The 11,709-nt window shown below is 73.6% G+C and carries 12 protein-coding genes; 3 read left to right on the top strand and 9 right to left on the bottom strand.

What is annotated here, in order from left to right; translation table 11 throughout:
- Positions 1-115 precede the first annotated feature (115 nt).
- The 4 genes from ACGF8B_RS14935 to lipB form a co-directional block, all read right to left on the bottom strand.
- Positions 116-823 carry a DUF4191 domain-containing protein gene (locus ACGF8B_RS14935; protein ID WP_124718077.1) on the bottom strand — a complete coding sequence of 236 codons (708 nt, stop codon included), beginning with the start codon at positions 821-823 and terminating at the stop codon, positions 116-118.
- A 19-nt stretch (positions 824-842) separates the two neighbouring features.
- Positions 843-1,043, bottom strand: a complete 201-nt coding sequence (locus tag ACGF8B_RS14930; RefSeq protein ID WP_124718078.1) for a hypothetical protein — start codon at positions 1,041-1,043, stop codon at positions 843-845.
- A gap of 341 nt (positions 1,044-1,384) precedes the next feature.
- Positions 1,385-2,350, bottom strand: a complete 966-nt coding sequence (gene lipA, locus ACGF8B_RS14925) for a lipoyl synthase (RefSeq protein WP_384772534.1) — start codon at positions 2,348-2,350, stop codon at positions 1,385-1,387.
- Positions 2,351-2,482: 132 nt separating this feature from the next.
- Entirely contained in the window at positions 2,483-3,295 is an 813-nt protein-coding gene (gene lipB, locus ACGF8B_RS14920) for a lipoyl(octanoyl) transferase LipB (RefSeq protein WP_392738128.1), read from the bottom strand.
- A gap of 263 nt (positions 3,296-3,558) precedes the next feature.
- Here lipB and ACGF8B_RS14915 point away from each other — a divergent pair, with 263 nt between their 5' ends.
- A complete protein-coding gene (locus tag ACGF8B_RS14915) occupies positions 3,559-5,277 on the top strand; it encodes a regulator (RefSeq protein WP_392738125.1) in 1,719 nt (572 codons plus the stop codon).
- An 81-nt stretch (positions 5,278-5,358) separates the two neighbouring features.
- On the opposite strand, the gene ACGF8B_RS14910 is transcribed toward ACGF8B_RS14915, so the two are convergent.
- Together ACGF8B_RS14910 and ACGF8B_RS14905 are read right to left on the bottom strand one after the other, a co-directional pair.
- Entirely contained in the window at positions 5,359-6,660 is a 1,302-nt protein-coding gene (locus tag ACGF8B_RS14910) for an NAD(P)/FAD-dependent oxidoreductase (protein ID WP_392738122.1), read from the bottom strand.
- Between the two features lie 240 nt (positions 6,661-6,900).
- Positions 6,901-7,800 (bottom strand): TIGR01777 family oxidoreductase, encoded by a 900-nt coding sequence (locus tag ACGF8B_RS14905; protein WP_392738120.1) that lies wholly within the window; start codon positions 7,798-7,800, stop codon positions 6,901-6,903.
- A gap of 130 nt (positions 7,801-7,930) precedes the next feature.
- Here ACGF8B_RS14905 and ACGF8B_RS14900 point away from each other — a divergent pair, with 130 nt between their 5' ends.
- Positions 7,931-8,455, top strand: a complete 525-nt coding sequence (locus ACGF8B_RS14900) for a GNAT family N-acetyltransferase (RefSeq protein WP_392738116.1) — start codon at positions 7,931-7,933, stop codon at positions 8,453-8,455.
- 59 nt (positions 8,456-8,514) lie between these two features.
- Here ACGF8B_RS14900 and ACGF8B_RS14895 read toward each other — a convergent pair whose 3' ends face one another.
- The gene (locus tag ACGF8B_RS14895; protein ID WP_392738113.1) at positions 8,515-9,150 is read right to left on the bottom strand and encodes a TetR family transcriptional regulator; all 636 of its coding nucleotides are present in this window, start codon (positions 9,148-9,150) and stop codon (positions 8,515-8,517) included.
- Positions 9,151-9,307: 157 nt separating this feature from the next.
- Here ACGF8B_RS14895 and ACGF8B_RS14890 point away from each other — a divergent pair, with 157 nt between their 5' ends.
- A complete protein-coding gene (locus tag ACGF8B_RS14890) occupies positions 9,308-10,078 on the top strand; it encodes an SDR family NAD(P)-dependent oxidoreductase (protein ID WP_392738110.1) in 771 nt (256 codons plus the stop codon).
- Between the two features lie 22 nt (positions 10,079-10,100).
- On the opposite strand, the gene ACGF8B_RS14885 is transcribed toward ACGF8B_RS14890, so the two are convergent.
- Positions 10,101-10,622, bottom strand: a complete 522-nt coding sequence (locus tag ACGF8B_RS14885) for a DUF4240 domain-containing protein (protein WP_392738362.1) — start codon at positions 10,620-10,622, stop codon at positions 10,101-10,103.
- Between the two features lie 61 nt (positions 10,623-10,683).
- Positions 10,684-11,655, bottom strand: coding sequence for a helix-turn-helix transcriptional regulator (locus tag ACGF8B_RS14880; protein WP_392738107.1), 972 nt, complete (start codon positions 11,653-11,655; stop codon positions 10,684-10,686).
- Between the last annotated feature and the right edge of the window lie 54 nt (positions 11,656-11,709).

Raw genomic sequence — 11,709 nt, 5'->3', positions numbered from 1 at the left:
GCGGGGGGTGGGGGGCCGGGGCGCGCCCCCTGGCGCCGGCGGCGGGGCGCCCGGGCCGGCGCCCCCCCCCCCCCCCCCCCCCCCCCCCCCCCCCCCCCCCCCCCCCCCGCCGGCGTCAGCGCATCTTTCCGCCGCGCGGCATCCGCATGCCCTTCGGCATGGGGCCCTTGGGCAGCGGCATGTTGCTCATCAGGTCACCCATCGCGCGCAGCCGGTCGTTGGCGGCCGTCACCTGCGGGCCGGTGAGCACCCGCGGCAGCTTCAGCATCTTGGTGCGCACCTTCTTCAGCGGCACCTGGCCCTCGTCATTGCCGACGATGATGTCGTGCACCGGTACGTCCACCAGGATGCGCGCCATCTTCTTCTTCTCGGCCGCGAGCAGCAGCTTCACGCGGTTCGCGTTGCCCTCGCCGACCAGCACGATGCCCGCCTTGCCCACGGCGCGGTGGACGACGTCCTGGCTGCGGTTCATCGCGACCGCGGGCGTCGTCGTCCAGCCGCGGCCCACGCGGTCCAGCACCGCCGCCGCGGCGCCGGGCTGCCCCTCCATCTGCCCGAAGGCGGCACGCTCGGCACGCCGTCCGAAGACGATCGCCATCGCGAGGAGGGCCAGTACGAAGCCCAGGATGCCCAGGTAGACCGGGTGGTCGATCAGGAAGCCGACCCCGAGGAGGACACCGAAGGTGACAATTCCCACGCCCGCGACGACAAGACCGACCTTCGGGTCGGACCGCTTGGCCATCTTGTAGGTCAGGGCGATCTGCTTGAGCCGCCCCGCGTTCTCGGCGCTGTCCGCGCCTTCAGTTTTTGCCTTCCTCGCCATGTACAGAAGTTTACGTGGCCTAGGAACGGTGGTCGGCCGCGGCCTCCAGTACGTACTCGGCCTCCACCCGGTCCTTGGCCCGGCGGCGGTCCTCCAGGACGGCGTTCCAGGCGTTGCGGCGGGCGGTGCGCTGGCCGCTGCCCAGGAACAGCGACTCGACGGCACGGAGGGCATCGGTGACGGAAGGGATGGCGGTGGCGCGTACCGGCACGGCCTGCATCGTGGAAATCTCCTCGGAGCGGATGTGCGGACTGAGCTGCGTGGACTCAGCTGCCCGGAGCGAACTGCCCGGGACTGCGTTGCGCGGAAGCGGGTGGCGGGCGCTGGGGGCGGGGCGCGGGAGCGGCAGCGGCCCGGACGGCTGCTGCCGGCCACCGCGTCGTGTGCACCCAGCGTCACTGCTCGGTGTTACCAGCGCATGACCGGTCGGTCAAACACCAATGAAACCTTGATACGGGCGCCGCGCACGCCGAGACGGCCCATACGCGCCCCCGACCTGCGGGGAGCGTACGGGCCGCGTCGGAACAGCGGTTACCTGTCGGTAGCTTCTTGTGCTCGGATTCACACGGTGGGCGCCGCGGCGACCGCGCCGCGACGCTCGATCGCCTGCTGGAAAAGCCGGCCCGCGCGGTACGAGGAACGGACCAGCGGCCCGGACATCACGCCGGAGTAGCCGATCGCGTCGGCCTCGTCCTTCAGCTCCACGAACTCCTGCGGCTTCACCCAGCGCTCGACCGGGTGGTGGCGCACGGACGGCCGCAGGTACTGCGTGATCGTGATGAGCTCGCAACCCGCGTCGTACAGGTCCTGGAGCGCCTCGCTGACCTCTTCACGGGTCTCGCCCATGCCGAGGATCAGGTTGGACTTGGTCACCAGCCCGGCCTCGCGGGCCTTCGTGATGACCTCCAGGGAGCGCTCGTAACGGAAACCGGGACGGATCCGCTTGAAGATCCGCGGCACCGTCTCGACGTTGTGCGCGAGCACCTCGGGGCGCGAGGAGAAGACCTCGGCGAGCTGCTCGGGAACCGCGTTGAAGTCGGGGATCAGCAGCTCGACCTTGGTGCGGCCCGCCTCCCGCTCCGCCGTCAGCGCGTGGATCTGGCGCACGGTCTCCGCGTACAGCCAGGCACCGCCGTCCTCCAGGTCGTCGCGGGCGACGCCGGTGATGGTGGCGTAGTTCAGGTCCATCGTGACGACGGACTCGCCGACGCGGCGGGGCTCGTCCCGGTCCAGCGCCTGCGGCTTGCCCGTGTCGATCTGGCAGAAGTCACAGCGCCGGGTGCATTGGTCACCCCCGATGAGGAAGGTGGCCTCGCGGTCCTCCCAGCACTCGAAGATGTTGGGGCAGCCGGCCTCCTGGCACACCGTGTGCAGACCCTCGCTCTTCACGAGTTTCTGCAGCTGGTTGTACTCGGGGCCCATCTTCGCCCGGGTTTTGATCCACTCGGGCTTGCGCTCGATGGGGGTCTGGCTGTTCCGGACCTCAAGGCGCAGCATCTTGCGCCCGTCGGGTGCGACAGCGGACACTCCGGCACTCCCCTTTGCTTTCACTGCATTGGATTCTTCGGCGAACACCAGGGTACGCCCGTGGTTCAAACGGCTTTACGTCTGGCCAACCTGTGGCCGGCAGGGCCTATTCCCCGCCGGATGATCCGTACGTCACGCCGTGGCCACGGCATCGGCCGGCCGCCCGACGGCTCGCGGGGCGAGCTCCGCGTTCTCCAGGACGTCCCGGAGGTGCTTCTCGACGACCGGGAGCACGTCCGCGATGGTGATGTCGCGGCCCAGCTCGTACGCCAGCGAGGTGACGCCCGCGTCCCGGATGCCGCACGGCACGATCCGGTCGAACCAGGTGTTGTCCGGGTTCACGTTGAAGGAGAAGCCGTGCATGGTCACGCCCTTGGCGACCCGGATGCCGATCGCCGCCAGCTTGCGGTCCTCGCGGCGCTGGCCGGCGTTGGACGGGGCGTACTCGGGGCCGTTCAGCCGGGCGTCGAACTCCTCGTCGTGCAGCCGCGGGTCGAAGTCGAGGGAGAGCCCACCGATCGACGGGCGTTCCTCGACCGGATCGCCGAGCACCCAGACACCGCTGCGGCCCTCGACCCGGGAGGTCTCCACGCCGAACTCGGCGGCGGTACGGATCAGCGCGTCCTCCAGCCGGCGCACGTGCGCGACGACGTCCACCGGGCGGGGCAGCTTCTGGATCGGGTAGCCGACCAGCTGGCCGGGGCCGTGCCAGGTGATCTTGCCGCCGCGGTCCACGTCGATGACGGGAGTGCCGTCCAGCGGCCGTTCGCTGTCGGTCGTGCGCCGACCGGCCGTGTAGACCGGCGGGTGCTCCAGCAGCAGGCAGGTGTCGGGGACGGTGTCCTCGAACCTGGCCGCGTGCACCTCGCGCTGCTTCTGCCAGGCCTCCTGGTAGTCGACGGCTTCCTCGCCGAATCCCAGCCGGACGAACCGAAGCTCAGCCACGACAGATGCCTCCCTACTCGTGGTGCCGGGAGCCGGGGTGCCCGGAGCCGCGTCACCATGCACTGAAATCACGCCCCGGGCCACTGTACGACCGGCCCTCGGGCGGTGGCCCGGCAGGTCTTCCCGTCAGCGCCGACCTCAATCCTCACACGATCGGATGAAAGTGAAGCGATGGTGTCTGTGACTGCTGCGGAGGCCGCTAAATTCACGCCGTTCCATAAGGGCTGCCCGCCCGGCCCCGAAGGCAGGAGACCGTACAGCTGATGTCGGATCGACCTCCGCAGCGCACCCCCAACCGCCGACTCGCCTCGCTCATCACCGAGGCCGGTTTCTCCAACGCCGGCCTCGCCCGCAGGGTGGACCAGCTCGGCCTGGAGCACGGCCTCGACCTGCGGTACGACAAGACCTCCGTGACCCGCTGGCTGCGCGGCCAGCAGCCCCGGGGGACCACTCCCGCGCTGATCGCCGAGGTCTTCACCCGGCGGCTCGGGCGCCGCCTCTCCGCCCAGGACCTGGGTCTCGACGCATGTGCCCCGGTCTACGCGGGCCTGGAGTTCGCGGCCACGCCCGCGGAGGCGGTCGACATCGTCAGCGGGCTGTGGCGGAAGGACTCGGGCAGCCATGCGGAGCTGCGCAAGATCGCCTTCACCCCGGCCGGGCTCGTCGTCCCCAGCCGGGACTGGCTGATCGGCCGGGCCGACGAGTGGGTGGGGCGGGGCGGCGAGCCCGCGACCCGGACGCACGGCGGGACCGGCGGGGACCACCGGGCCGACGGGGCCGGAAGAGCAGCCGGAGCCGCCGGGGCCGGCGGGGAGGCGGGGGCCGCCGAGAACATCGGCGCCGCGCGGTCCGGTGTCCCCGGCGGAGCGCGCGGCGGCCCGTACGGGCCGCACGGCGGAGCCGGGGCGATCGGTGCGGGCGCCCGGGCCGGCGCCCGCGGGCCCGCGCCCTCCAGGCCGTCCGGACCCTCCGCACCACCGGGATCCCCCACCGCTCCGACGGCTCCGGCCCCACCGGGAGCGGGGCTGCCGGGCACCCCCGGCGTCCCGCGGCAGCGGCAGTCCGAACGCACCGCCGGCCAGCGGGTCAGCGGCGGCGACGTCGCGGCCCTGCGCTCGGTCGGCGAGCTCTTCCGGACCCTCGACAACGCCTACGGCGGCGGCCACGCCCGCCAGGCGCTCGTCCGGTACCTGGAGCACGAGACGGAACCCATGCTCCGCGGCACCTACGGGGAGGCCACCGGGCGCCGGCTCTTCTCCGCCGCCGCCGACCTGACCCGGCTGGCGGGCTGGACCTCGTACGACATCGCGGCCCACGGTCTGGCCCAGCGGTACTTCGTCCAGGCACTGCGGCTGGCCCAGGCCGCCGGGGACCGCGCGTACGGCAGCTATGTCCTGATCACGATGAGCCGGCAGGCGGTCTACCTCGGCCACGGCAGGGAGGCCGTACAGCTGGCCCGGGTGGCCCAGCAGGGCATCGGCTCCTCGGCGCCGCCCGTCGTCCAGGCCCTGCTGCACGCCGTCGAGGCGCGCGGCCACGGGGTGCTCGGCGAGGCCAGGCCCTGCACCACCTCGCTGGCGCGGGCGGAACACGCGCTGGAGATCGCCCGCCCGGGTGACGAGGTGCCGCACTGGGCGCGCTACTTCGACGAGGCCCAGCTCGCCGACGAGTTCGGACACTGCCACCGGGACCTCCAGCAGTACCGGGCCGCGGCGCAGCACGCGGAGCGCTCCCTCCAGCTGCGCTCCCCGGCGTACGCCCGCAGCCGGCTGTTCTGCCGGGTGGTGCTGGCCTCCGCCCGGCTCGGGCTCGGCGAGCTCGACCAGGCCTGCGCGCTCGGCGCCGAGGCCGCGCAGCAGGCCGCGGAGATGCGGTCGGTGCGGGCGGCGGAGTACGTACGGGACTTCGAGCGGCGTCTGGAGCCGTACCGGGACGCCGCCGCGGTGCGCGGCTACCGCGACCGGGTCGCCGCGCTGGGCTGAGCCCGGGGCGGCCACCGGCGCGCCCCGGGGCGCGCCGGGCCCCTCCGGAGTCAGGACGCGCCCCGGACCGCCGGACGGGCGCTACGCCGCCTCGGGCAGCGTCGTTCCGGTCCCCGGCCGTACCCCCAGGTCGGTGAGGATCGCCTCGGCCGCGCGGCGGCCCGAGAACAGGGCGCCCTGGACCGTGCTCGTGTCGCGATGGTCACCGCACACGTACAGGCCGGCCAGCAGCCGCACCGGACGGCGCGGATCGTGCGGGGCCGGCATCGCGGGGACCGCCTCCGGGTCGTGGTGGGCGGCCAGCAGCTCCCAGTCGTCCGTGGGAGTGCCGTACATGGCGGCCAGCTGGGCGCGGACCGTGCGGTCCAGATCGGGCGGCGGGGTGCCGAGCACCGTGGAGCTGATCAGCGTACGGCCCCGAGGAGCGCGCGAGGGGTCGACCGCGCTCATCACCGCGGTGTGCGCGACCGGGCCCGAGCGGGCGGCGTCCAGCAGCAGGGCGGCACCGGTCGGCGGGGGAGCGGGAGCGGTGTGGTGAACGACCGTCACGCGGTGGAAGGGCGGCACCCGCAGACCGGGCAGCAGTTCGGCGGCGGCACCCGCACCGGTCGCCAGCAGCAGGGAACGGCAGCCCAGTTCGCCGTGCTCCTTGGTGCGGACCGAGGTGATGTCGGCGGCCGTGACGTGCACCCCGGTGCGTACGGTGCCGGGCGGCAGCGACGCCGCGAGGAGTTCGGGCAGCGTCGCCGCGCCGCCTTCGGGCACGCACAGCCTGCCGCGGGCGTAGCCCCGCAGCGCCAGATCGGCGCACCGGCTGGAGGTGCCGAGTCCGGGGTCGCTGAGCAGCGCGGTGAGCAGCGGGCGCAGGAAGCCGTTGACCGTACGGGAGGGCAGGCCGCGGTGGGACAGGCCGGCGAGCGCGGTCTGTTCGGGCCGGGCCAGGATGCGGGCGGACGGGGTGGCGGCGAGCCGGGACAGAGCGGCGCGCAGCCGGGCCTGGTCGATGGGCCCGCCCATCGGTGGACGGGGGGCGCTTGCCAGGGCGCGCGCTGCCTTGAACGCGCCCCGCGCGCCCCGCACATCGCCGGTCCGGTACAGGCGGCCCTCGCTGTGCACGAGGACCCCCGGGGCGAAGTTGCGCAGCACCAGCCCTTCGAGGCCCGGTGTCGTGTGCAGGGCCGGGTAGGAGGTGCTGAGCAGTGGGCCGAGGTGGTCCAGCCGGAAGCCGTCCAGATCGGTGGTGGTCATCCGGCCGCCGACCCGGGGGCCGGCCTCCAGGACGCTGACGCTTACCCCTGCACTGGTCAGCCGGTGGGCGGCTGACAGGCCGGCGATCCCGGCCCCGATGATGACGACGTCCGCGTGGTGTGCCGTGCTGAGCACGTGCCCCTCCCCGAGTCGGCGCAACTGGTGGGAGGCTCTTGCCCCCGACAGACCCCCGGAATGCCCGAGTTCGCAAGGAGGGTAGGAAGGCGGCCGGCAAAGGCGCAGTCGCGCGCGGCAGGGGCACCGTTGCACGGGGTCGCATGCCCGTCCGAATGCGCGCAGGGCGCGTCGGCGGGTGGTGTCCGGGTCCCGGACCGGCGGGTGCCGGTGCGTTCGCGGAGCGCGTCGGCGGCGCGCTCAGCGCAGGGCAGCGCGGATCGCCGCGTCGATCCCGGGGAAGGCGAACACGAAACCCGAGTCCAGCAGTTGGCCCGGCAGCACCCGCTGGCTGGCCAGTACGTCCTGCGCGAAGTCGCCGAGGGCGAGCCGCAACGCCGGTGCAGGGGCGGTGAGGAGGGTGGGGCGGTGCAGCACCCGCCCCATCGCCGCCGTCACCTCGCTGTTGGTGACCGGGTCGGGGCCGGTCAAGTTCACCGGGCCCGACAGGGACTCCGTGTCCAGGATGTGGCGCAGCGCGGCGACCTCGTCGTGCAGCGCGATGAAGCTCCAGTACTGCCGTCCGTTGCCCAGCCGGCCGCCCAGCCCCGCCCGGAACAGCGGGAAGAGCCGGCCCCAGGCCCCGCCCTCGCGGCCGACGACCAGACCGGTGCGCGCGTGCACCGTCCGTACGCCCGCCTCCTGGGCGGCTGCCGTGGCCGCCTCCCACTCCACGCAGACGGACGGCAGGAAACCCTCGCCGGCCGGGGCGCCCTCGTCGACGGCACGGTCCCCCGTGTCGCCGTAGTAGCCGATCGCGGACCCGGACAGCAGCACCTTCGGCGGTACGTCCAGCGAGGCGACGGCCTCGGCGATCGCCGCGGTCCCGAGCACCCGGCTGTCCCGGATCTCCCGCTTGTACGCGGCGGTCCAGCGGTGGTCGCCGACCCCGGCGCCGGCGAGGTGGACGACGGCGTCGCAGCCCACCAGGCCCGCCACGTCGACGTATCCCCGCCCCGGGTCCCACTCCGCCTCGTCGCCGGCCCGGGCCGGGCGCCGTACCAGGCGCACCACCTCGTGTCCGTCGGCCCGCAGCGAGCGCACCAGCGCCGCTCCGATGAGTCCGGATGCTCCGGTGACAGCGATACGGGAGTGCAGCATGGGTCCATCCTGCCCCAGCGGCCCCGCCGAACCCATCTGTCGGGCCCGGCGGACGGGCTCGTGTCATCGGGGGCGGCGAGTGGCGAAACCGGGCTGACCGGCCAAGGCGCGCCATGGCACAGTGGCGCGCATGCCCGAGACGCGTACCCACCCGATCCACGTCCGTCCCGCCGTCCTCGCCGACGAGGCCGCGCTCGGTGAACTCGACCGCGCCACCTGGTCGACGTTGCACGCCGTGACGCCCGCACCGCAGCCGCCGTACGACCCGTTCTTCGACGAGCGCCACCGGCCGGAGGACTTCCTGGTGGCCGAGGCGGAGGCGGGCGGGGGCGAGCCGCGCCCGGCCGGATACCTCAGGCTGGTACCGCCGACCCCGCTGGCCTGCAACACCCATGTCCGGCAGATACAGGGCCTCGCCGTGGCCGACTGGGCGCGTGGCCGCGGAGTCGCCAGGACCCTGCTGCGGGCCGCCTTCGAGGCGGCGCGCGGCGAGGGGGCGAACCGGATGACGCTGCGGGTCCTCGGCCACAACGCGCCCGCGCGCGCCCTGTACGAGTCGGAGGGGTTCGTCGTCGAGGGAGTGCTGCCCGGTGAGTTCTTCCTGCACGGGCGTTACGTCGACGACGTGATGATGGGCCGCTCGCTCACCCCGTGACACCCGGACCGACCGGCAACCGGGGGCGTCGCGGGGCCGATTGCCGGCCGGTCCGCGCCCTACGGCTTGAACAGCCGCATGCCGCCCATGAGTTCGTGCAGGCAGCGGACCGCCAGTTCGGCGGGTGAGCCGGGCCCGGTCGTCGGCGCGTCCGTCTGCGCCCAGGACTCCAGCGCGACCCGGACCGCGTCCGTGGCGGCGGCCGCGGCGAGCCGGACCTCCAGCGGGTCCGCCCCGCCGCCCGCCAGCCGGGCCAGCACCGGCAGCAGCCGCTCCTCCGAATCCTGATTGACCCGGTACCAGACGGCGCGCAGCGCCGGGTCCTGCACCGCCGCCCGCAGCAGCCCGCGCGTCCAGCCGAGCTGCTCTGCGGCGTCCGCGCCCGGCACCCGGAGCGCCTCGGTGACCGCCCGCTCCAGGACCCCGGCGAGCGGCTCCCCGGGCTCGGCCGCCTCCAGCAGGGCCCGCCAGCGCTCGCCGCCGCCGGAGAGCAGCGGGCCCACCGCGTCCTGCTTGGAGCGGAAGTAGCGGTAGAAGGTGCGCAGTGCCACACCCGCCCGGCCGGCGATGTCCTCCGCCGTGGTGCCGTCGGGCCCGTGCTCGGCGAAGAGCGCGGCCGCGGCGCGCGCGATGTCCAGCTGGGTCGCGGCCTTCCGGCGCTCGGTGAGAGAAGGCTGACTCGGCTCGGTGCTCATTCCCAGGAGATTACCCCGGCAGGACAGAAGTGTGCGCTCAATGCCATCGTGGCAAAACGTGCCACCTAGGCGTACGGTGGACATTGATCGGGACGTCATCGGGGCGCCGCCGAGCCGCTTCGTGACAGCAGTCACCGGGATCGGAAGAGAGACAGACATGAACCGCTACGAAGGCCGCCGCGTACTCGTCACCGGAGGCGGCTCCGGCATCGGACAGGCCACCGTCCACCGCGTACTCGCCGAGGGCGGCCTCGTCGTCGCGGCCGACGTCAACGAGGCCGGACTGAAGGCCACGTACGAGACGGCCCTGGCGAACGGCGGCGCCGAGCGCCTCACCACCCTCGTCCTGGACATCTCGGACGAGGCCGCGGTCCGGACCGGTGTCGCCTCCGCCGTGGAGACCCTCGGGGGGCTCGACGTACTGGTCAACGCGGCCGGGATCCTGCGCTCCGAGCACACCCACAAGACGACGCTGGAGTTCTTCAACAGGATCCTCGCGGTCAACCTCACGGGTACGTTCCTGATGATCCGCGAGGCGATCCCGGCCCTGCTGGCGGGCCACGAGCCGGCCGTCGTCAACTTCTCCTCCACCTCGGCGAGCTTCGCGCACCCCTACATGTCGGCGTACGCGGCGAGCAAGGGCGGCATCCAGTCGATGACGCACGCGCTGGCCGCCGAGTACAGCAAGCAGGGGCTGCGGTTCGTCGCCGTCGCGCCCGGCTCGATCTCCTCCGACATGACCAGCGGCAACGGCCCGGGTCTTCCGGCGGACGCCGACATGTCGCTCTTCGTGAAGCTGGCCCCCGCCCTCGGCGCGGGCTTCGCCAGCCCGGACACCGTCGCGGGCGTCGTCGCGATGCTCGGCTCCCGGGACGGGGCCTTCATCACCGGTACGGAGATCCGGATCGACGGCGGCACCCACTACTGAGGCGAGGGCGCGCCCGCGCCACTCAGCCGGGCCCGAACCGCTCCCAGAGCGAGGGGAAGCGCTCCGCCAGGACCGCGTCGTCCTCGAAGCTCATGGGCGTCCCCTCGGGCTCGGCGGCCTGGGGCGGCAGGCCGAGGTCCGGGGCGACCACGCCGGTGAGCTGCTCGTACGCCTCGTCGGCGGCATAGCCGAGTTCCTCGGCGTCCCCGTCGATCTCCTCGTCGAAGTCGTCGAGAAGACCGGCCAGGCCGTCGGGGTCGTGCAGAGCCCCCTCGAAGACCTCCCGGCCCTGGCCGATCAGCCAGCACCGGAAGTAGTCGAAGGCGTCGTCGCTCGCACCGCCGAGCAGCACGGCGGCGGCGCCCCACAGATCCCAGCGGTAGGCGCGGTTGAAACGGGCCTCGAAGTGCCGGGCGAAGTCCAGCACCGCATCGGGATCGAGCCGCACCAGCCGCTCGACCAGCAGGTCGGCCTGGTCCTCGGGGTCGCCCTCGGCGGCCGCGCGGGTGCTGTCGATGATCTCCCAGAACTCCGTCTCGTCCATCACGGGTCAAGCATCGGCCCTGACGGCGGGCCACGCACGCGGACACGGGGAGAACGGGCTCTCAACGATAGAGCTCGCGCAGACGTTCGGCGGCCGCGGCGAAACGCTCCCGCAGCGCGGCCGGCTCCAGCACCTCCGACTCCGGCCCCAGCCCCAGCAGTTGGCTGTAGGCGACCTCCTCCGACTCGACCCGCAGGGCGAGCGTGAGCCACCCCTGGGCATCGGGCGGGCCGGCCGCCTCCAGGGCGTCCCGGACCGCCGAACGGTCCATGGTGTACGGCAGTCGGCGTACTCCCTCCGGCGACACCCGTACCGTCACCTCGGCCCGCAGGATCGACCGGGCGAACTGGGCGGCCCGCTCCTCCCAGAAACCCGGCAGATCGAACAGCTCGTCGCGCTCGAACCGTTCCTCGGACACCGTCACGGACGAGAACCGGTCGATCCGGTACACCCGGAAGTCGTCCCCCACCCGGGCGCAGACGTACCAGACCCCGGCCTTCAGGACGAGCCCGTACGGTGCCAGCTCCCGCTCCACCTCGTCGCCCGCGCCGCCGCGGCGGTAGCGGGCACCGACGACCCGGTCGCCCCAGACGGCCTCGGCGACGGCCGGCAGCAGCTCGGGCGTGACCGGCTCCTGGTACCAGCCGGGGGCGTCCAGGTGGAAGCGCCGGGCGGCACTGGCGGAGGCGTCCCGCAGCGAGGGCAGCAGGGCCGCCGACACCTTGAGCCGGGCGGCGGACCCGGCGTCCTCCAGGCCCATCTCGCGCAGCGCGGACGGCAGCCCGGAGAGGAAGAGCGCCTCGGCCTCGGTCCGGGCCAGGCCGGTCAGATGGGTGCGGTAGCCGCCGACGAGCCGGTAGCCCCCGGCCCGGCCCCGGTCCGCGTACACCGGGACACCCGCCTCGGAGAGCGCCTGCGCGTCCCGCGTCACGGTCCGTTCGGACACCTCCAGCTCACGGGCGAGCTCGGCGGCGGTCATGACGGGGCGGGACTGCAGGAGCAGCACCATTCTGATCAGACGGGCAGCGCGCATCCGGCCATTGTGGCCGCAGCACGCGTGCGGCGGCCGGGCAGGTGCCCGGCCGCC

Source organism: Streptomyces sp. NPDC047917 (genome assembly GCF_043204345.1).
Taxonomy (GTDB): Bacteria; Actinomycetota; Actinomycetes; order Streptomycetales; family Streptomycetaceae; genus Streptomyces; species Streptomyces sanglieri.
Note: the sequence above shows the minus strand (reverse complement) of the source record. Positions and strands in the feature narration are given on the sequence as shown.

Excerpts from the sequence above, each read along its gene's own strand:
- ACGF8B_RS14915 (WP_392738125.1), top strand. The coding sequence starts at position 3,559 with ATGTCGGATCGACCTCCGCAGCGCACCCCCAACCGCCGACTCGCCTCG.
- ACGF8B_RS14935 (WP_124718077.1), bottom strand. The coding sequence starts at position 823 with ATGGCGAGGAAGGCAAAAACTGAAGGCGCGGACAGCGCCGAGAACGCG.
- ACGF8B_RS14880 (WP_392738107.1), bottom strand. The coding sequence starts at position 11,655 with ATGCGCGCTGCCCGTCTGATCAGAATGGTGCTGCTCCTGCAGTCCCGC.
- ACGF8B_RS14905 (WP_392738120.1), bottom strand. The coding sequence starts at position 7,800 with ATGCTGCACTCCCGTATCGCTGTCACCGGAGCATCCGGACTCATCGGA.
- ACGF8B_RS14895 (WP_392738113.1), bottom strand. The coding sequence starts at position 9,150 with ATGAGCACCGAGCCGAGTCAGCCTTCTCTCACCGAGCGCCGGAAGGCC.
- ACGF8B_RS14900 (WP_392738116.1), top strand. The coding sequence starts at position 7,931 with ATGCCCGAGACGCGTACCCACCCGATCCACGTCCGTCCCGCCGTCCTC.
- ACGF8B_RS14890 (WP_392738110.1), top strand. The coding sequence starts at position 9,308 with ATGAACCGCTACGAAGGCCGCCGCGTACTCGTCACCGGAGGCGGCTCC.
- ACGF8B_RS14885 (WP_392738362.1), bottom strand. The coding sequence starts at position 10,622 with ATGGACGAGACGGAGTTCTGGGAGATCATCGACAGCACCCGCGCGGCC.
- ACGF8B_RS14930 (WP_124718078.1), bottom strand. The coding sequence starts at position 1,043 with ATGCAGGCCGTGCCGGTACGCGCCACCGCCATCCCTTCCGTCACCGAT.